This window comes from Ruminococcus champanellensis 18P13 = JCM 17042 (assembly GCF_000210095.1).
Lineage (GTDB): Bacteria > Bacillota > Clostridia > Oscillospirales > Ruminococcaceae > Ruminococcus_F > Ruminococcus_F champanellensis.
This window is the reverse complement of the sequence record NC_021039.1, coordinates 383,310-402,277: the sequence shown is the minus strand read 5'-3', so window position 1 is coordinate 402,277 and position 18,968 is coordinate 383,310. Positions and strand designations below refer to the sequence as shown.

16 protein-coding genes and 1 tRNA gene are annotated in these 18,968 nt (G+C 53.6%); 3 read left to right on the top strand and 14 right to left on the bottom strand.

What is annotated here, in order from left to right:
* Window positions 1-31: 31 nt before the first annotated feature.
* The 8 genes from RUM_RS01765 to RUM_RS01730 all read right to left on the bottom strand — a co-directional run bounded on the left by RUM_RS01765 (window position 32) and on the right by RUM_RS01730 (window position 7,269).
* Window positions 32-889, bottom strand: a complete 858-nt coding sequence (locus RUM_RS01765; RefSeq protein ID WP_147645533.1) for an alpha/beta fold hydrolase — start codon at window positions 887-889, stop codon at window positions 32-34.
* A gap of 89 nt (window positions 890-978) precedes the next feature.
* The gene (locus tag RUM_RS01760; RefSeq protein ID WP_041326209.1) at window positions 979-1,611 is read right to left on the bottom strand and encodes an L-2-amino-thiazoline-4-carboxylic acid hydrolase; all 633 of its coding nucleotides are present in this window, start codon (window positions 1,609-1,611) and stop codon (window positions 979-981) included.
* Between the two features lie 20 nt (window positions 1,612-1,631).
* Window positions 1,632-2,237, bottom strand: a complete 606-nt coding sequence (locus RUM_RS01755; RefSeq protein WP_015557509.1) for a class I SAM-dependent methyltransferase — start codon at window positions 2,235-2,237, stop codon at window positions 1,632-1,634.
* Between the two features lie 307 nt (window positions 2,238-2,544).
* A tRNA-Arg gene (locus RUM_RS01750) sits at window positions 2,545-2,621 on the bottom strand.
* Window positions 2,622-2,743: 122 nt separating this feature from the next.
* Window positions 2,744-3,355 carry a pilin gene (locus RUM_RS01745; protein WP_015557508.1) on the bottom strand — a complete coding sequence of 204 codons (612 nt, stop codon included), beginning with the start codon at window positions 3,353-3,355 and terminating at the stop codon, window positions 2,744-2,746.
* A 367-nt stretch (window positions 3,356-3,722) separates the two neighbouring features.
* Window positions 3,723-4,190, bottom strand: coding sequence for a type II secretion system protein (locus tag RUM_RS13155; protein ID WP_015557507.1), 468 nt, complete (start codon window positions 4,188-4,190; stop codon window positions 3,723-3,725).
* Between the two features lie 316 nt (window positions 4,191-4,506).
* Window positions 4,507-5,574 (bottom strand): type IV pilus twitching motility protein PilT, encoded by a 1,068-nt coding sequence (locus RUM_RS01735; RefSeq protein WP_015557506.1) that lies wholly within the window; start codon window positions 5,572-5,574, stop codon window positions 4,507-4,509.
* 18 nt (window positions 5,575-5,592) lie between these two features.
* Window positions 5,593-7,269 carry a GspE/PulE family protein gene (locus RUM_RS01730; RefSeq protein WP_015557505.1) on the bottom strand — a complete coding sequence of 559 codons (1,677 nt, stop codon included), beginning with the start codon at window positions 7,267-7,269 and terminating at the stop codon, window positions 5,593-5,595.
* Between the two features lie 137 nt (window positions 7,270-7,406).
* On the opposite strand from RUM_RS01730, the gene RUM_RS01725 reads away from it, so the two are divergent.
* On the top strand, window positions 7,407-8,243 hold the full coding sequence (locus RUM_RS01725; RefSeq protein ID WP_015557504.1) for a prepilin peptidase: 837 nt from the start codon (window positions 7,407-7,409) through the stop codon (window positions 8,241-8,243).
* Window positions 8,244-8,294: 51 nt separating this feature from the next.
* Here the strand turns inward: RUM_RS01725 and RUM_RS01720 are convergent, their stop codons facing one another.
* Genes RUM_RS01720 through RUM_RS01695 form a run of 6 tightly spaced genes read right to left on the bottom strand, consistent with a single transcriptional unit; the run spans window position 8,295 to window position 16,032 of the window.
* Complete coding sequence (locus tag RUM_RS01720; RefSeq protein ID WP_157864588.1) at window positions 8,295-9,188, bottom strand: PulJ/GspJ family protein; 894 nt, start codon at window positions 9,186-9,188, stop codon at window positions 8,295-8,297.
* A 32-nt stretch (window positions 9,189-9,220) separates the two neighbouring features.
* The gene (locus tag RUM_RS01715) at window positions 9,221-9,706 is read right to left on the bottom strand and encodes a prepilin-type N-terminal cleavage/methylation domain-containing protein (protein ID WP_015557502.1); all 486 of its coding nucleotides are present in this window, start codon (window positions 9,704-9,706) and stop codon (window positions 9,221-9,223) included.
* 12 nt (window positions 9,707-9,718) lie between these two features.
* Complete coding sequence (locus RUM_RS01710; protein WP_015557501.1) at window positions 9,719-12,439, bottom strand: hypothetical protein; 2,721 nt, start codon at window positions 12,437-12,439, stop codon at window positions 9,719-9,721.
* A 43-nt stretch (window positions 12,440-12,482) separates the two neighbouring features.
* On the bottom strand, window positions 12,483-13,229 hold the full coding sequence (locus tag RUM_RS01705) for a type II secretion system protein M (protein ID WP_015557500.1): 747 nt from the start codon (window positions 13,227-13,229) through the stop codon (window positions 12,483-12,485).
* Window positions 13,226-14,821, bottom strand: a complete 1,596-nt coding sequence (pilM, locus tag RUM_RS01700) for a pilus assembly protein PilM (RefSeq protein WP_015557499.1) — start codon at window positions 14,819-14,821, stop codon at window positions 13,226-13,228. The genes RUM_RS01705 and pilM overlap by 4 nt, the downstream gene beginning before the upstream one ends.
* Window positions 14,822-14,841: 20 nt before the next feature.
* Entirely contained in the window at window positions 14,842-16,032 is a 1,191-nt protein-coding gene (locus RUM_RS01695; RefSeq protein ID WP_015557498.1) for a type II secretion system F family protein, read from the bottom strand.
* A gap of 588 nt (window positions 16,033-16,620) precedes the next feature.
* Between RUM_RS01695 and ilvB the strand changes: the two genes are divergently transcribed.
* A complete protein-coding gene (ilvB, locus tag RUM_RS01690) occupies window positions 16,621-18,318 on the top strand; it encodes a biosynthetic-type acetolactate synthase large subunit (RefSeq protein ID WP_015557497.1) in 1,698 nt (565 codons plus the stop codon).
* Window positions 18,318-18,824 carry an acetolactate synthase small subunit gene (ilvN, locus tag RUM_RS01685; protein WP_015557496.1) on the top strand — a complete coding sequence of 169 codons (507 nt, stop codon included), beginning with the start codon at window positions 18,318-18,320 and terminating at the stop codon, window positions 18,822-18,824. The genes ilvB and ilvN overlap by 1 nt, the downstream gene beginning before the upstream one ends.
* The last annotated feature ends 144 nt before the right edge of the window (window positions 18,825-18,968 follow it).

The following is an 18,968-nucleotide window of genomic DNA, read 5'->3' as shown; positions in this document are numbered from 1 at the left end:
GGGCAACCCTACACAAAAATGATGCCCCGTCTCATTTCATTGATTGGTTCAAAAATGCCCGGATCGCCCGGATATAGTCCTCTGCTTTGACTACTGTTGACAGATGACTGCCTGAAACGTAAGAAATCTGCGGGTTATGCATCAATTTGATAAGATCCTCCTGCATCGTTCCCGAAAAGAAGTCCTGATCCGGCAGGATAAGAAGGATTTTCCCTGCAAGCGCCGCAAAATCCGCCTCAGTCACAGGCTTCTGGTTCATCAGGTCGGCAAGCAGTCCGGAGATATGCACATCCTTTTCCTGCTTGTAGTCCTTGAAGATCGTCTCAAACAAGTCCCGTGCATAGGCAATCTCCTCGGCACTTTCGTTGCGGATATGGCGCATGCCTGCCTTTATGAGCTTCGGCTTCAGCTTTTCATAATTACAGTGCTTCATGTACCAAAGCAACAGCGGCGCAATGCAGTATTTCTTTTTCAGGCTTTTCAGCGTGTTTGCATCCATGCCGCCGGTGGAAATGAGAATCAGTCCACCGGCTTCTCCCGGATACTTCTGCACATAAATCTGCGCCACCATGCCGCCATCGCTGGCACCGATAAAAACAGGAGCTTCAATGCCGAGTTTCTGAAAGAACCCATGCATTCCAGTCACAAGCGCCTGATTTGTGCGCAGCTCCTGGGGATAATCGAATAGAAGCACACGATAATCACCGGACAGCCCGTCCACATAGTCCATCCACATTTCCAGTGTATTCATCCCGCCGTTCAGAAACACAAGGGTTCTGTCGGTATCCCTTCCGCTCAGGATATAGCGGTACTGTGCACCGTCAACGGTTATATTTTCGCAGGGATGCGCCACTTCAAATTGTTTCAGTTTTTCTGAAAATAACATCATTCTTCACTCCATTTTTACACCCCAGATAGGGCGGCATCGTTTCCGACGGCAGCATCGGCTGTCGGGAACGCCCCTATGGTGATTGTCAGTCATTTTTTCTTCTTATACCCACAGTCGCAGTACGGCCCGCCGGAGGCAAGCGTGTATTGGCGCACAAAATCCGTTACGCCCCCCGCCTCGCTCATGGTGTAGTCCAGATGACACAACGCAGGGGTGAGATCGTACAGTCCCAGCTTTTGCATCAGAACGCAAATGCCGCACTTTGTAAAGCGCCCTTCATAGCCGCTTCCGTCAGGGTATTCGTAAAATTCCATATTCCACGAATAGGGGTTGCGATCGGCGGCTTTCAGTTGGGCGGTTGCCTGCATGCCGGCAATATCCTTTTCAGTGAATTTGTTTTTTCCGCTTTTGCGGCAGAACCACCACACCGGCTTTGTCATCATCGCATTTGCATAATATACAGTCAGACGCTCCACATCCGGGCGCTCCGGCATGGAGAGGATAAACGCACCAATCATCGCAGCATTCACAAGATTCATCTGAAACCGGTCGCCCTGTTCAAATTCCGGCAAGCTATGAATGATCTCCCTGTATTTCGGCTTTGCCTGTTTCGTGATGGCTCTTGCCGTATCCGCATCATAGCCGAACACCTCCGTCAGCTGTTTCCGGAACGAGCCGGCAAACAGCGCCCACATTCCCATTGGCATTCCTGTGTATTTCATGTTTGCATCGTCTCCATATCCTAATTGATTTTCCGAAGCACGGCTACCGCACAGGGGATCCTGCCGTAACACATCGTGTAAGCAGCGTCAGGATATCCGGCTTCTTTAAAAAAGCGCTTGTAGGTGTCGATTGTAAACTCCCGCTTAAAATCTGCTCCGGCTTTGCCGATAGCGCCCGATACGCTGTTTGTGGTTCCTTTATTTGTCCGATTCATATAGGTAGGAATGATGATTCTGCCCCCCTGCCTACACACACGCTCCAGCTCGTGCAACGCCTGATCCGGCTCGTCAAGCAGGTGGATCACATTCGCTGCCACCACTGCATCAAAGCACGCATCCGGATAGGGGAGATGTAAAATATCCGTCTGCTCAAACCGCACATTACCGCGCGATCCGTATTTCTTTTTCGCCCGTTTCAGCATTTTTGCGGAAAAATCAGTGGCGATCAGGCTTTTACATTTCTTTGCAATTACGCCGGTCAAAAGCCCTGTACCGCAGGCACATTCCAGCACCTCATCAGACGGGCAGATCATGTTCCCCACCGCTTTACACAGCCTTTGATTGGCACTGCGGTTGATGATATTTGCAAAAACATCATACACCCATGCTACACGATCCCAGAACATTCCTTTCCTCCTTGTCATTTGCGAGAATATCAGCAGCCGGTAGGGCACCGGTCTTGCAGGATGCTGCCACACGTTCTTTCAGATGCACCATTTCTGCTGCCGGTTAGAATATGCTAACCGGCAGGCTTTTGAAAGGCTGCCCTGGGGCAGCACTCCGTTTTTTCAGTTCAATGTGGGTATCTTTAAGAACCGCAGCGTTTATCAGTCATATTATAGCACACCGGATGCAGTTTTGCAATAGGGTGCATGCGGAAGCCTGATTGTAAAGGAAAGCCGAAACCCCTGGAAACAAGGCTTTCGGCTTTTCTGGCGTTCCCGAGGTGATTCGAACACCCGACCTACCGCTTAGGAGGCGGTCGCTCTATCCGGCTGAGCTACGGAAACGTATGCAGCAACTATTCAGTTTTGAGCCTTCGCAGGATTCAAGTGAACTCCGCAGGCGGTCGCTCATCCAGGGGGATAGTGACAGGAAAAAGGCGACCGAAGCCGCCTTTTTAGCTTGGAAATCAGGATCCGCTGCCCCAATACGGCTCCACAAAATCGGAAAGAATCGTTGCCCGGGTCAGATCGGAAATGGTGTTGTCGGATTTATCATCGGTGGGGTTGGGGTATGCGCCCAGATACCGGTCAGAATCCGTGCGGGCGCAAATCGCAGAACGCACAATGTAATTGTCCACATAAACCACCCAGCAGGTTTCTGTGCTGTCCCCGAAGGTGTTGGCGATCCGGCGCACAAAATTCGTGTATGCAGCCTGCCGATCTGCGGCAGAGATCAACTCCACGGAAGGATCCGACGGATCCGGCACGGCACCTATGGATCCAATCGCTGTGTCATTGACGCTGACGACCTGCCCCCGATCCGCACGGATCACAACCACACCGTCTCCGGTAGAGTTGAAGGAGTGGTCACTGACGGAACGCTCCCGGAACTGGAACTCCTGGGCGGCAGTCTGCGCCGCATTGAACAGAACCTTTGCATTGGAGTTGGTGGTTTTGATCCGGGAACGGGTATAATAAGCGTTCATAGACGGTATCAGAACCGCACTGAGCACGCCGATAATGCCGATTACGACCATCAATTCGATCAGAGTAAAGCCCTTGACCTTGTGCTGTTTCATGGAATTGATCCCTCCAGTTCATGCAGCAATGCTGCCATTTATCCACTTACATTGTACCATTTCATACACGGAAAGTCAATAGAAATTTCACAAAAAAACCAGGGCAGAGAGCCAAAGATTTTGCCGGATTCTTGGCGATTTTGACAAAAAGCATACGGGGTAAGCAAGGCGCATCGTTCAGAGCGTACAGAACATACGTTCTTTTATTGTAGGAACGTATGTTCGGAACATGCGTTCTATTCCAGTAAGAACATATGTTCCTCAAATAAGCATTCGCATATAAGAACGTTTGTTCGCCACCGGGCAAACGAAAAGCCCCTCCCGAAGGAGGGGCAATTTCATTCAATTTGATGTAATCACAGAGTGATTATGCACCAGCCTGTGCCAGAGTGGGCTGAGTCTTGCACTGTGTGGAAACGCCAGTGGAACCAGCACCAGGAGCATCAACGGTGGTAGGATTCGGGTAAGAACCCCAGTAAGCGCCGTTCTGAATGGTAACTGCTGTGCAGGTACCATTTGCGATGCAGTAGTGGTAAGCAGTCAGCTTGGTGTAGTCAGCAAAGTAGTTGCCAACCTTAGTTGCCAGGTCACCGGTCAGTGAAGCGCCGTCAGGAGCGTCAAATGTAGAAGTGTCCTGGCCCTCGGAGTCCAGATCTACCAGTGCAGAGTTGATTGCATTGTAGAAGGACTTTGCGTTAGCGTTTGCGGAAGAGCAGCGGGACTTGGTTACATAGCCCAGCATGGTGGGAACCAGGATTGCTGCCAGTACGCCGATGATTGCAATTACGACGATCAATTCGATCAGTGTAAAGCCTTTTGCCTTTGTTGTTTTCATAAGAAAAACCTCCTCAATAAGATCTTTTTGAACCGCTCTTAACGGTCCCCTCGTTTCAGAGTGCAGAGTGTTCAGCCGACGTCTTTGCTGTACCCCTTTTCTCTATGGTCTTAGTATATCATGTTTCAAAAAGGATGTCAATAGATTTCAGTATTTTAGACGAAGTGTTAATAAAGTTTGACACAATCGGCTTTTGGATGCTTTTTTTAAGTACCATTTTTGCCGTTTTGCACAATGCCCTAAGAGAATTTGCACAAATTGCGCACTATTTCTACCGAAATTTGCCGTTGACAGTCCGTAAAATATGAACTCGGTGTTACATTGCGTTAAAATAGCGATAGAACTCTGCCTTATCCTGACAACGCTCCAGTGCGTCCGCCTCGTAGACGATGCCCTGCTTTGCCATGCGTGCCAGCTCCTGGTCCAGACACATCATGCCGTTCTGCTTACCGGTCTGGATGGCAGACTGGATCAGATGCACCTTATTGTCACGGATCATAGCGGCGCAAGCGTCGGTTACGTTCAGGATCTCCATGGCGGCGATTCTGCCGCTGCCGTCCCTCTTGGGCAGCAGGGTCTGGGAGATAACGCCCACCAGGGTGTTTGCAAGCTGGGTACGGATCTGTACCTGCTGATGCTCCGGGTACACGTCGATGATACGGTTGATGGTATCCGGCGCAGAGGTGGTATGCAGGGTGGAGAGCACAAGGTGACCGGTTTCGGCGGCGGTTACGGCAGCGGAAACGGTTTCAAAGTCACGCATTTCTCCCACGAGGATTACGTCCGGGTCCTCACGGAGGGCGGCACGGAGGGCGCTTGCGAAGTCGGGCACGTCCATGCCCACCTCTCTCTGGTTCACCATGCAGCGCTTATGCTCGTGTACATACTCGATGGGGTCCTCGATGGTGATAACATGGGCGCTGCGGCTCACGTTGATGTAGTCGATCATACCTGCCAGGGTGGTGGACTTACCGGAACCGGTAGGGCCGGTTACCAGCACAAGCCCTCTGGGGCGCATTGCAAATTCGCCCAGGATCGGGGGCAGGAACAGATCCTCCAGGGTGGGGATGTCGTTGCGCAGCAGACGGATGGCAATGGCGGTAAAGCCACGCTGGAAGAACACGTTGACACGGTGCCGGTAGCCGCTTCTCGTGGTAAAGGAAAAGTCCGTGTCCTTATGCTGTGCGATGCTCCGGCGCTGCTGCTCGTTGGTCATCTGCTCCACGATTTCCAGAATACCTTCTTCGTTCATCTCCTCGTAGCCGCTCATTTTCCGTAGCTGACCATTCAGACGAACGACAGGGTTAATGCCGTTGGTGAAATGCAAGTCGGAGCAGCCCAGCACACGCACTTCGTCCAAGATTTTGTTGATGAGAATTGCCATAGTGTTGTCCTCCTGTCTTTATACTGCATAGGTTACACGAACCAGCTCGTCGATGGACGTTACGCCCTGCTGTACAAGCTCGGATACGTTCTCACGCAGCAACTTTGTACCGTTCTTCTTTGCGCAGATTTCCAGTTCCTCCTTGCTGGCATTGTCCGCAATGAGGGTGGAAATGCCGGCAGAGCAGTGGATGATCTCGTGAATTGCGGTTCTGCCCTTGTAGCCGGTATTGTTGCACTCCGGGCAGCCCCGAGATTCGTAGATGGGCACGGAATGATCCAGCTTCATCAGCTTGTTCTCATCCGGTGTGGACATCCGGGCAGTCTTGCACTTGGGGCACAGCACCTTAACCAGACGCTGTGCGATAACGCCGATCAGAGAGGACGCTACCATGTAGGGCGGAATTCCCATATCTACCAGACGGACGATGGTGGACGCTGCGTCGTTGGTATGCAGGGTGGAAAGCACCAAGTGACCTGTGATAGCGGCACGGATACCGATTTCTGCGGTTTCCGAGTCACGCATCTCACCGATCATAACGATATCCGGGTCCTGACGGAGGATGGAACGAAGGGCAGCGGCAAAGGTCATGCCCGCCTTGGCGTTTACCTGAACCTGGTTGATGCCGTCGATCTGCTTCTCGACCGGGTCCTCAACGGTGATGACGTTTACGTTGGGCTTTGCAAGCTCACCCAGGGCGGCATACAGGGTCGTGGTCTTACCGGAACCAGTAGGCCCTGTTACCAGCATAACCCCGTGGGGACACTTGATCATGCTCTCGAACATGCGGTAGTTGTAGTCGGACATACCCAGATCGGTGATCTTCCGCAGGGCAATCTGACCGGTGGAAAGAATACGGATAACGATCTTCTCGCCGTTTACGGTAGGCAGGGAAGATACACGGACGTCCAAGGGGGTGGTGCCGTCTACGACCTGTGTGAAACGACCGTCCTGGGGCACACGCTTCTCGGCGATGTTCATGCCGGAAATCAGCTTCAGACGGGTGGTCAGGGAGTTATGTACCTGATTTGCAACGTTCATCAGTTCTACCAGATCTCCGTTGACACGGATCCGGATCCGGGTGTAGGTCTTGAAGGGCTCGATATGAATATCCGTTGCATCCGCACGGAAGGAGTTTTCTACGATGGTGGTAGCCAGCTTTACGATGGGGGCGCTGTCTACACGATCCTTGGAGCCGTCATCGTCCTCATCCTCTACGGGATTCAGAGCGCTTACGCCCTCCAGCACGCTGTCCACGTTCTGCATGGAGTAGTGCTTGCCGATCATTTTCTTGATGGCAGTCTTGGTTGCCAGCACCGGAACTGTATCCATACCGGTGGAAACCTTGATATCCTCCAGAATGTTGAAGTTGATGGGATCGTCCGTGGCAACGGTCAGACGGCGACCCTGAATGTTGATGGCGATGACCGTATGCTTCAGCGCCAGCGCCTCCGGCACCTTCCGAACGGCTTCCTCGTCGATGTCCACGGTGGACAGATCCACATATGCCACCTTCAGCTTACCGGCAAGTGCCTGTGTAAACTTTGTTTCAGAAAGGAAGCCCAGTTCCACGATCACATCGCCGAACCGCTTGGTGCCCTGCGCCTCTCTCTGTGCCTCCAGTACCTTCTCAAGCTGTTCCTGTGTAATCAGTCCCTGCTCAACCAGGTAATCGCCGATACGGATATTTCTCATTACCCAAACCTCCAATATATATTTGTTTTCTCGGGCAGTGCCGTTCTTGCGGCACACCCTTGTATTTACTCTGAATTTATGCTAGAATAACAGTAATGTGTCCGGAGGGGCATCATCATCATCAAGGAGGAATCATCATGTTACCCATACTCTCCCGCACCATTGGCGGCGAATTCATGGACTGGCAATTCTACCTGCTGTTTTTCCCCATTGTCTTTCTTTACGGCATCTGCATCGGCAGCTTTCTGAATGTGCTGATCTACCGGCTGCCCAACAACGAATCCCTCATCAAGCGGTCATCCCACTGTATGACCTGTCAGGCGAAGATCCGGAAACGGGATCTGATCCCGGTGTTTAGCTGGCTGTTTCTGCGGGGCAAATGCCACAACTGCGGCGCCAGAATCTCTCCCCAGTATCCCATTGTAGAGGCACTCAACGGCATCCTATATATAGTAGCCCTGCTGGTACTGGATCTGAACGCCAACGGCATCATCTGCTGCCTGTTCTTCTCCCTGCTGATCGTGGTAGGATTCATGGACTGGAACACCCTGGAGATCGACCTGCGGATCCTGCTGTGCATTGCGCTGCTGGCGATCCCTTCGGCGCTTCTGACGGATACCCTCACCATCCCCCAGCGGCTCATTGGCGCTGTCTGCGTCAGCGTGCCCTTTTTCCTGATCGGGGAGATCAGCGGTGCGGTCATCAAGCGACGCACCGGAGAGAAAGTCCGGGGCATCGAGCTGGGAGATACCCTGCTGATGGCTGCCAGCGGACTTCTGGTTGGCCCCAAGGTGACTGCGGTGGCTGCACTGATCGGCATTTTTCTTGCTGCGGTCTGCGGCCTTGCTTATAAGAAGATCACCGGTGAATCGAAATTCGCCTTTGGCCCCTTCCTTTCCATCGGTCTTGTGATTGGCACCCTGTTCGGCAATCAGATTGTTGCCTGGTACATCAATCATATGATCCTTGAGTAATTTCGCACAAAGGCGGCAGTCGGAGCAATCGTTCCGACTGCCGCTTATTTTTTACCGTTGATGCTCAAATGCGTAGATAATAAAGATATGCTCCTTGCTGCCGGTGCGCTTGCAGGTGAATACATCTGTGCCCCGGGTTCTGACGGTTACGTTACCATCATCATCAAAGGCATAGTAGTTGGTGCCTGCATTGCTGGCTACGTTGACCAGACCCATGGCTGCATTGGTCTCCGTTGCGGTTTCGGAGAAGGTGCGCACGCCGCCGGACTTGGTAACGTCCCGGTAGTTGGTAATCCGCATGGTGAAGTTCGCCATGGAAACGGTGTCTGCATCGGTCAGACCCAGCTGCACGTCAATGGCGGTGTCGCGGAAATAGGTCTCATTGATGGCAAGACCGCTGGAAGTCAGGGTCTTGGGGTATACGCCCCCTGCCTCATGGCTGTTGACGGAGTAGATCCGCTGTGTGATCCGCCCTCTGCCTCTGTTTGCGTCAATGCCGCCCACAGAGGTGTCGGTGATCTCCGTGCCGGACGTGCTGTAGATGGTGTTGTCGATCTCCATGACATACACGTCATAGTTCAGGTACTGGGCAGTTACCGGCCGTGCCTTCTTGTCAACCACGCCGCATGCGCTGTCCAGATACCGCTTCATAAATTCGTCAATGGCCTGTTCCTCGGTGATGGCAATATCTCCGCCGGAACTGGGATCATACTGCATATAGCTGCCTTCGTACACGTTGATGAAGTCCGCATAGCGAATGCTTCCCTCAATGTAACGTTTTACGTTGTCAACCGTAGCGGCACTGGTTTCATAGTTGCTGGTGCGCTGAAATATCTTGGAAACCGGATCCATCAACTGCATGGCACCGAACATGATCATAGAGAAGATCGCCATTACGACAACCAGCTCAACCAGGGTAAAGCCCTTCAACTGTTTCTGCTTCATGGATTCCACCTCCTGCTTGCTGCGGCTCTGCGTCATGGTGTTTCGCCCTCACCCTCTGTGGGAGTTTCGATCTCCTCCTCAAATTTCAGCGGTCCGCCATTTCTGTCGGTACCATAGGTTTCTGTGTCCACATCCACGAAGTGGAGATCCGCATCCATGGATGTATCCGGATCGGAGGAATCTGCTGTGTTGTAGGTATCCACCAGAATGGAAACCGGAGAGAAGGTGCCCTCCACCTCCAGTACCACACGGGTAAAGTTCTTGGCCGCTCCGGCAGGCACATTCACGCTGAAGCCCTCCTGGGTGGCGGAGGACACATTCTGTGTCTCCGCCTTGGGGGACTGGGCAGACACCTTCCTGTTCAGATGGGTGGTTTCCTGCAGGGTGCGGTTCACGACGATGCCGGTTTCAACCATAACGGCAGCAGCAATGCTGAATACACACAGGGCAATGATACACTCGATCAGGGTCATGCCCTTTGCGGTTTTCTTCGGTTTTTTTCGCAAAAAACGTTTCATGCTGCCACCTCCTTAATAATTCTCGAACTGGATCAAAGCCCAGCTGTTCATGTAGGTTTCATCCTCCGGTGCATCCGGCGGCGTTACCGGCGGAATGTAGGAGGGATAGTACAGGGATACCCATGCTCCGTCGGAACCGGCATTGACGCCGTTGCCGATCATCGTGCCAATGATGCCGATGGCATTGGACTTGACCTGATGTCCGTTGTAGTATACGGTACAGGAGCCAAAGGTCTTGTCAACCTTTTTCGCATCAATATCCAGGAACGGTGCCATGAAGTATGCAGACAGGAATGCTGCGCTGGCTTCAAAGTTCACCTTCGGCATGTTGTAGCCGTCCTTGGTGGTCACGTTCAGATACGGACAGGAGTTCTTGGTAGTGGGCCGGTAACCGGTCTGCGCCTCGATCTTATCCAGAGTATCCTTTACGTCCGGGTCAGTGGGATCCTTGCTCAGGTCGCACCCGTTGTAGTTTGCGGAGTATACATATACGTTGGGACGCTCTGCCTTGTAGATGCCTGTGTCCGGCTTGCCATATGCATTGTAGATCTGGAAGTTTGTTCCGGTTTCCGCCAGAGAAACATAATGACGGGTCATCAAACCAGCCTTGTTCATTCTGACAGAACCACGCAGCAGCATGTTCAGGCTGTACTTGCCCTGGAACTCGCCGTTGGCGTCTGCCACGTCCTTCTTCACATAATCCGCATAGGTGCCGGTGGAGACAACCTGGTATGCCGGGTTGCCGTCCTTGTTCAGCTTCACGTCTGTGCCGTTGGTGATTTCCGCCACGGTAGCGCCGCAATCCTCAAAAATGAAGCCGCGGTAGCCGTTCATATTGCCGAAAGAAACGTTGTCGTCCACAATCAACCAGATGGAGGGATGAGAATCGTCCGGAACGACACGGATATTCACGCCGTCATAGTTGCCGGAGCGCAGCACTGCGATCTCGGTGTTGGCAATGACGATCTCCTTGCCGTTGGGTGTGTTCACTGCATCGTTGGGCTCGTATGCCCGCACGTCCATACCGGCTGCACTGGTGGGATCCACGCTGTATCTCTGCCACCAGCTATCCACCTTACCGCCGTAAGCGGTGGTAGGCAGACCGTAGTATGCATTCTTATAAGGATCCATTGCGGTGGACATGGTGTCCTGCAGGGTGTTAACAAACTGGCGTGCCAGTGTCACATTCTTGCCGCTGGCGTCCTTTCCGGTGTAGGTTTCGTCTGTCAGACCCAGAACGTATTCCCGATCCATATAGTAGGGGTAACCAAGGTTAGAATCGTAAGCATCCGGGGTCAGAGCTGTTGCGCCGGTGGAATCAAACACTTTGTCGGTGTAATCATCCCCAGCCTGATCGTCGTGGTAGAACTTTCCTCCTACCTTGACTCTGCCGTTGGTGATCTTGAGTCTGCCCTTTACAACCAGGTCGCCTTCTACAACGAATTCCTGGGTGCTGATCAGCAGATCGTCATCTACCACCAGGCTTCCCTCCACAACGCCCCTATTGTTGTCAGCGTCGATGCAAAGATCATCCTGCGCATAGATGGAACCACCTACATGCTCCGTGGGATTATCCACCCCGTTGATCAGCTGGTAGGTCCAGTTGGAAAGCAGGGAGCCTTGGTTAAAGTTGATGTAATTCGCATACTTCTCGATCTTGAATTCCGGCCAGTACACCTGTTTTTCCACCTTTTCGGAATCCGGTGTATTGTCGTTCATCATGTACAGATTTGCATAGATCGGGTCAGTCGTGATGATACAGGTATTTCCGCAGAGAATATTCAGCGGAATCTGATGGTTCACATTGACGCCCTTGGCACCATTTGTGATCGACAGTGTCTTTTCTACATAAATGTAGGGGATATCTGTGTAGTTGAGTGCGGCACTTGAGCCCGCATTCAGCACCGCCGGGTTGCCGGAAGTAATGGCAATCTGGTTGTTGAAATTGAAATTTCCCCAGAAGGTAAAGCCGGAGCCGAGCTTCGGGAATACCAGTGCTGCGCCGGAACCGTCAGCGGTAAAGGAACCATTTACAACATAGGGTGCCTCCCATTGCAGGCTTGTGGTATCCTGTGAGGAGAAGTTGGCGGATCCATCAAAGGAATATCCCCGGAGTGCATCCGCAGGATCCAGGTTTCTCCAACGGTTGCCCAGGTTGATACCTGCGCCGCCGAATACGGAAACCTTGGTGCCGAAGGTGGCATCGCCCGCTGTTACCAGACCGCCGCCGCCGCCGGAGGGCGTGTTGTTGACAACGCTGTCCTTTTCCTTTTTCAGGATGTATGCGGAAACGGTGCTGTCCTGGGTACCCAGCTGGACGGTGGCAGTGATCTTGATGATGTCACGGCCATCCCACTTGTCATCTACATAGTAGTAATCCTTCCCGATGTTTTCAATGGTACAGGATTGGATCCGACCATAGGCATCGCCGGTGGTACCTGCCGTTGCCAGCCGGTCAGTGGAAATATCCACGTTGATCGGCGTGTTAGCCCGCAGCTTATAAACCCGTTCTGCCACGTCTGCGTCATTCTGCATGGCTGCAAGCACGCTTTCCACCGCCATCCGGGCGGTGTACTGTGCCTGGGAACTGGTATAGGAGTTCTGCGCCCGCTTATTGGCAGCGGATGCAAGCCCCAGTGTTCCCATCAGGAACACCACCAGCACCATCATAACTACGATGACGGTAAACAGGACGGAGCCACCGACTTTTCCTTTCTTTTCATGATCGTTCATAAGCAAAACCGCCTTTCAATCGTTCGCTTATTCGTTCGTATGCTTACTCGCCCAGATCAGCAGCGGTGGGAACCGGAACAGAGTAGAACTTCACCACAATAGTCATAGTGGAGTGATCTACGTTTTCAGCCCGCTCCTCTGCGGTCCAGTTGGGATCTGCGTCCTCAGCGGGGCAGAAGGTGTAGTCAGAGATGGTAACGGATTCTACCAGAACGGTGGTATCCATTTTCTTGATATCTGCCAGGAAGTTCATCAGATCTTCCTTCTTTGCTCTGCACTCGATGGTGGAGGTTCTGGTGGCAACGTCCTGTGCAGTCCGTGCGCTCAGTGCCAGATACTCCCGCAGCTTCTCAGACAGCGCCTTTGCCATGGAGCCGTCCAAGTCTGCATGCTGGTTCAGGTTGTAGGAAAGCTCGTGGGGGTTCTCGTAGTAGAAATCCAGGGGAGCAGCCTCCGGATCGGTCATGGTCAGGTTGGTGACATGCATGTTGTTGTCATCCAGTGCCTTGTGCAGGAACTGATCCTGCTCGGAGAACAGGGTCTCCGGTGTGAAGTACTCCGCCAGCTTGGCTGCATTGTCCCGCTTTTCGGTAATGCGCTTCTTGGTAGGCTCGATCTGGTTCAGCTTCTGCTCGGTTTCCGTCCAGGTCTGCTTGGTGGTCTCCAGGGTCTTATTGTCCGTGTTGATGCTCTTAATTGTGGGGCGAATCAGAGCGATCGCCACAATTGCAATGATCGCAATGATCGCTACAACGATCAGAATGACTCTATCTCTGTAACTCAGCTTCATTTGCCAGTACCTTCCTCTCCTGTAGTGTTCTCTGTCGTTTCTTCGGTGTCCAGATTGATGCCGTCGCCCTTGATGTCAACTGTAAAGGTATACTCGATCCGCTTGGTCACAGCCTCTGTCACCGGATCTGTTTCTTCCTTCACCTGGTAGCCCTTATAGTCCACATAGTAGAACTTGGTTTCCTTCTCCAGGATGGCGGTAACCGCTGCGGGATACTTCTGTGCCGGATCCTCAGAAGCGTCAACCTCGATCTTCACGTTCAGCACACCGGCGCTGTAGTCAAACTGGGTAACCTCCATGTCGGACATCTGCTGATCGGTTGCGGTTTCCTCCGCCGCCTTTTCTACAATGTCATAGGTTTCCTTGAGGATGTAGGGACGGGTCTTGAATGCGTCACTGGCATCGGTCATCTCGCTCAACAGGGTGGTGACGGATTCCTCGGTCTTCTTGAGCTGCTCCAGCTGTGCAAGCTTTGCCTTGGTTTCGGGACTGTCGATCTTGTCCTGGTAGGTTTTGATCTCGTCCTTGATGCCGTTGTCGTAGATCTTCAGTGCGCCCCATGCGCCCAGCATAACCACTGCGGTTGCCAGAACGGAAACGCCCAGCAGCAGACCGTAGGACTTGTCGGACTTGATCTTGTTGTTGTTGAAGGTGTCGGTTTCCAGCAGGTTGATCCGCTCGGTTTCCTTGTTCCGCTTGAACATTGCGCCGATGGCGTTTGCGTAGGAGGAGAATTCCAGATTCTCATAGCCATGAATCTGGGGCGGAACGGTGATGATGCTGGTACGAACGCCCATCTGCTCCAGTGCGTTGGTCAGACGAACAAACTCGTGGGTATCGCCGTAGAATACAACGTTTTCCACAACCTCTCCCGTGTTCTTGGACTTCTGGAACTGCATCATACGGAAGATGTTCTCGTTGACTGCCTCAAATACATAGTCGTCGGAGTTGCCGTAGTCCTCGGCGGAGATGGATGCAAAACGGGAGAAGGACAGCTGACCCTTTTCATAAAGGTTCAGGCTGATGAAGTTGTTGTCGATCTGTACTGCCAGCAAGGGCATCTTGGACTTGATCTTTGCGTCGGACAGCAGCACCTTGGTGATACAGTTGCAGCCGATCATAACGGACCGGAGACTGATGGTCAGCATGGAGAACACACGCTTGTAGCAGTCGATGATCTCGTAGGGGCAAGCGGTTGCCAGAACCTTCTGGACGATCTGGTTGTTCTCGTCGGTTTCCTCCCCTACGATAACGTAGGATACGGAATAGGATTCATCGATGCCCAACTGGGTCTGCATCTCTGCCCGTACCATCTTGACAAAATCCTGTTCCTTTGCCTTGGGAATATGCAGCTCCTTAAAAATGGTCAGGTTGGAGGAGATGCTGATGATGGCCTCCTTGTCAGCCATTCTGTTGGACTTGAGCACCTGGTTGATGAGGGTTGCCAGACGGGGCACATCCTTGACGTGGCCGTTGACGATGATCTCTTCCTCCAGGTTCAGGGTCGCTGCGGAGTTGATCCGGATCTTGCCGTTACTCTCTACGCCCTTGATGATGCGTATGTTTCTGTCGGTAATGTCAAATGAAAGCATGTTATTTATCCACCTCTCTGTTATTCGATGTTCTCAAAGGAGTCATACAGTGCGGGAAGTACGGATGCTACGATCAGACCAACCATGATACCGAGTATGATAATCATGACCGGCTCCAGCATGCCGACCAGACGCTGTACTGCGGAATCCGCTTCTTCGTCGTAGTAGTCAGAGGTCTTTGCCAGAATGTCGTCCAGAGCGCCGGCTTCCTCACCTACATAGATGATGGAGCAGAACATGGACTCGAAGATCTCCGTTCTCTGAATGGAAGCGGAAAGGGTCTCACCCTGTTTTACCTCATCCACGACTGTACGGAATTTTTCGTCGATGTAGCTGTTGTTGAGAATTGCGGAGGAACGCTCCAGGCACTCTACCATGGGAATACCACTGGAGTACAGAGAGGAAAGCGTTCTTGCGAAGCGGGCGGTGTAGATCTTGACCACCAGGGCGCCGAAGCCGGGTCCCTTGATGATGAACCGATCCCACTTGAGACGAACGTTTGGCATCTTCATAGCGTAACGGATGCCGAACACGGCGATCAGCACGAAGCCGATGAGTATGTACCAGTACCCACGCAGGAAGTTACTGATGCTCATCATGACTCTGGTCAATGCAGGCATATCCTCCTCATTGGTGAACAGCCCTGCGAAGGTCGGCATAATAAAGGTAAACAGACCGATGACAACCGCTACACAGAGGATAACCAGGATGATCGGATACATCATGGCGCTCTTGATGGTGTTGTGCATCTTGTTTTCCTTTGCGTAATGATCGGACATACGCTGCATGATCTGATCCAGAGAACCGCTGGATTCACCGGCGGCAACCATGGAGATCAGGAACTGGGGGAAGGAGCCGCTGTGCATTTCCAGAGATGCGGAGAAGGATTCACCCTTCTGCACGTTCTCGTAAATGTCACGCCAGATCAGCTTGCTGGCTTCCTTTTCCTGCTCCCGGCAGAGAATGTCCAGCGCCTTGACCAGGGTCAGACCGGACGTGAGCATTGCCGCCATCTGACGGCAGTTGAACGCCAGCTCCTTGGTCGAAAACTTGTGCGTAGACTGCTTTACCCCTGCCGCCTCGTTGTACTCGGTGGGGAACAGTCCCTTTTCATGAATCTTCGCAAGAAAATCCTGTTCGTCCTCTGCGCTCAGAGTACCTTTCCGGATATTCCCTGCGACATCCTTCGCCGTGTAAGTATAACTCGGCATTAAAACCACCTCCAAATTTAATGACACCCGTTACAGCCGGCCCCGATCCGGCTGCCTGCCGTTTTCCGCTGCGGCGGTCAGAAGACCGGACGTCAAAACCGCATGCGAATAAACAAACAAACCGGGTTAACCGTTCAAAAACCGAACGCAGCGACACTACACTAATATAAAATATTATAGCATTCCCAAAGAAAATTTGCAATCGTGTTTTTTACATAAATACCACGCGACTTTTTATTAAGATTAACCAAGAATGCCCCGGCGGCTGTGGAATCCTCTTCGTACAGCCTGCACAGCATCGGAGGTTTTCTTAGTAAAATAATATGCAATTTGCCGGGAACCGTCCCTGTTTCAGCTGTCAGAAGACCCGGGTGTGCTGTGATACGGAACAGGGCGCAGTGACGCTATACCGCCACGTATATTCTACCATACCGGCACATAAATGTCAACACAATTTTCATAGTTTATGCACATCTTTTGGTGTATTCTGCACGAATCCTGCCCCTGCCGCCGCCTTGACTTTCCGCCGGAGGAATGGTATAATGAATCCGGCAGAAACAGCGAAAAACCGGGAAAGGAGGGAGCAGCATGCGGCTCACCGGCGCACAGATCGTCACACAGGTTTTACTGGAGCAGGGGTGCGATACCGTATTCGGCTATCCGGGGGGGCAGGTGCTTGCCCTGTACGATGCCCTGTATCAGAAGCGCCGGCAGATCCGGCACATCCGCACCGCCCATGAGCAGGGAGCCGCCCATGCGGCGGACGGGTACGCCAGGGCAACGGGAAAGCCCGGGGTAGTGATCGCCACCTCCGGCCCCGGCGCCACCAATCTGGTCACCGGCATCGCCACCGCCTATCTGGACTCGGTGCCCATGGTGGCAATCACCGGGAATGTGCCCTGTGACCGGATCGGTCTGGACTGCTTCCAGGAGGTGGACATTACCGGCATCACCATTCCCATCACCAAGCACAACTTCATGGTCAAGGACATCCGACGGCTGGCAGACACCCTCCGGGAGGCGTTCACCATCGCAAAATCCGGCAGACCCGGGCCGGTGCTGGTGGATATTCCCAGCGATATCCAGAAAACCCGGTGGGAGTACACTCCTGCCGGGGAGGCGCCCATGTTGCCCACAAAGCATGCGGCGGCGGAACAGCTGGAGGAGGCTGTCCGGCAACTGACAGCGGCACAGCGCCCCTACATTTCCTGCGGGGGCGGTGTGATCCGGGCAAAGGCAGCGCCTCTGGTGCAGGAGCTTGCCCGGCGGCTGGACTGCGGCGTGGGGGCTACCCTCATGGGGCTGTCCGCCATGCCCGGAGAGGATCCCCGGTTTCTGGGGATGCAGGGGCTGCACGGCCATTACGCCGCCGCCATGGCGCAACGGGAGGCAGATCTGATCCTGGTTGCCGGAGCACGGTTCAGCGACCGGGCGGTGGGGGAGCATGCAAACTTTGCGCCGGACGCCAAGATCCTGCACATCGACATTGATGCAGCAGAGCTGGAAAAGACCATGCCGGTGTATCTGGGCATCGAGGGGGACATCCGGGACGCACTGGAGCGTCTGCTGGAACGGATCCCCCAGCAGTCCCATCCGGCATGGCAGCAGCGGCTGGCGCAGCTAAAGCAGCAGGAGGCGGAGCAGATGCCCACACAGGAGGGCTTCCACCCGGCAGGGATCATCCGGATGCTCAGCGACCGGGCAGGGGACGCTTACATTGCCACGGACGTGGGAGAGCATCAGATGTGGACGGCACAGCATTTTTCCTTCCGCACCCCCGGCTCCTTCCTGACCAGCGGCGGTCTGGGCACCATGGGCTTCGGCATGGGTGCTGCCATCGGGGCAGCCATTGGCACGGGAAAGCCCACGATCCTCATCACCGGGGACGGCAGCTTCCGCATGAATTTCAACGAGCTGGCAACGGCAGTGGAGCAGAAGCTGCCCCTGACCATCCTGCTGCTGGAAAATCACACCCTGGGCATGGTGCGGCAGAGCCAGACCCTGTACTACAAGCGCCGGTATGCGGCAACGGATCTGGGGTGCAGCATCGACTATCCGGCACTGGCGGAGGCATGCGGAGCGGTGGGACTCCGGGCAGAGTCCTATGCACAGTTGGATCAGGCGCTGACCAGAGCGGCACACAGCAAAAAGCCGGTACTGATCCTGTGTCCGGTGGATCCGGAACAAATGGTGTTCCCCATGCTCCCACCCGGCGGCAGGGTGGAGGACATGCTGCTGGCGGCTCCGGAATCCGCTCAAAAGCATCACCGAAAGGAGAAGGCATAATGGGACAATTTGTAATCGCAGCGCTGGTATCCAACCAGTCCGGTGTGCTGACCCGGGTTTCCGGCATGTTCACCCGGCGGGGCTTCAACATTGACAGTCTGACGGTGGGGGAAACGGAAAACCCTGCCCTGTCCCGGATCACCATTGCCATGCGGGGGGATGCCCATGATCTGGATCAGATCCTCAAGCAACTGCGGAAGCTCCACGATGTGACAGAGGTGCGTGCCCTGCCCCACAGCGACACCGTATTCCGGGAGCTGCTGCTCATCAAGGTGCGGAATGACGCCCAGACCCGGCAGGAGATCCTGGCGGCGGTGGACATTTTCCGCTCCAAGATCGTGGATTATGCTACGGACGCCCTGTGCATCGAGCTGACCGGGGAAAGCTCCAAGATCGATGCGTTCATTGAACTGCTGACCCCCTTCGGGATCCTGGAAATGTGCCGGACGGGGATCGTCGCCCTGGAGCGGGGGCGGAACTGCCTGAAGGGAGAGACACTATTATAGTATAACGGAGTCGCCTGGGGCGGCTCTTTTTGCGGTTTGGCTTTTGGTGAAGATCTTTTCGTGCGGTTCTTTATGCTCTGCGTGCCGGGATAGTTTTGCCGGTTTACTTATAGTGACCATCTGTTTGTGAATCATCTTATTTTT

What these genes read in the sequence shown, in the direction of transcription:
- ilvB (WP_015557497.1), top strand. Translation starts at nt 16,621, where the DNA reads ATGCGGCTCACCGGCGCACAGATCGTCACACAGGTTTTACTGGAGCAG.
- RUM_RS01695 (WP_015557498.1), bottom strand. Translation starts at nt 16,032, where the DNA reads ATGCCGAGTTATACTTACACGGCGAAGGATGTCGCAGGGAATATCCGG.
- RUM_RS01710 (WP_015557501.1), bottom strand. Translation starts at nt 12,439, where the DNA reads ATGAACGATCATGAAAAGAAAGGAAAAGTCGGTGGCTCCGTCCTGTTT.
- RUM_RS01745 (WP_015557508.1), bottom strand. Translation starts at nt 3,355, where the DNA reads ATGAAACAGCACAAGGTCAAGGGCTTTACTCTGATCGAATTGATGGTC.
- ilvN (WP_015557496.1), top strand. Translation starts at nt 18,318, where the DNA reads ATGGGACAATTTGTAATCGCAGCGCTGGTATCCAACCAGTCCGGTGTG.
- RUM_RS13155 (WP_015557507.1), bottom strand. Translation starts at nt 4,190, where the DNA reads ATGAAAACAACAAAGGCAAAAGGCTTTACACTGATCGAATTGATCGTC.
- RUM_RS01735 (WP_015557506.1), bottom strand. Translation starts at nt 5,574, where the DNA reads ATGGCAATTCTCATCAACAAAATCTTGGACGAAGTGCGTGTGCTGGGC.
- RUM_RS01755 (WP_015557509.1), bottom strand. Translation starts at nt 2,237, where the DNA reads ATGTTCTGGGATCGTGTAGCATGGGTGTATGATGTTTTTGCAAATATC.
- RUM_RS01715 (WP_015557502.1), bottom strand. Translation starts at nt 9,706, where the DNA reads ATGAAACGTTTTTTGCGAAAAAAACCGAAGAAAACCGCAAAGGGCATG.
- RUM_RS01760 (WP_041326209.1), bottom strand. Translation starts at nt 1,611, where the DNA reads ATGAAATACACAGGAATGCCAATGGGAATGTGGGCGCTGTTTGCCGGC.
- RUM_RS01705 (WP_015557500.1), bottom strand. Translation starts at nt 13,229, where the DNA reads ATGAAGCTGAGTTACAGAGATAGAGTCATTCTGATCGTTGTAGCGATC.
- RUM_RS01730 (WP_015557505.1), bottom strand. Translation starts at nt 7,269, where the DNA reads ATGAGAAATATCCGTATCGGCGATTACCTGGTTGAGCAGGGACTGATT.
- pilM (WP_015557499.1), bottom strand. Translation starts at nt 14,821, where the DNA reads ATGCTTTCATTTGACATTACCGACAGAAACATACGCATCATCAAGGGC.
- RUM_RS01720 (WP_157864588.1), bottom strand. Translation starts at nt 9,188, where the DNA reads ATGAAGCAGAAACAGTTGAAGGGCTTTACCCTGGTTGAGCTGGTTGTC.
- RUM_RS01725 (WP_015557504.1), top strand. Translation starts at nt 7,407, where the DNA reads ATGTTACCCATACTCTCCCGCACCATTGGCGGCGAATTCATGGACTGG.
- RUM_RS01765 (WP_147645533.1), bottom strand. Translation starts at nt 889, where the DNA reads ATGATGTTATTTTCAGAAAAACTGAAACAATTTGAAGTGGCGCATCCC.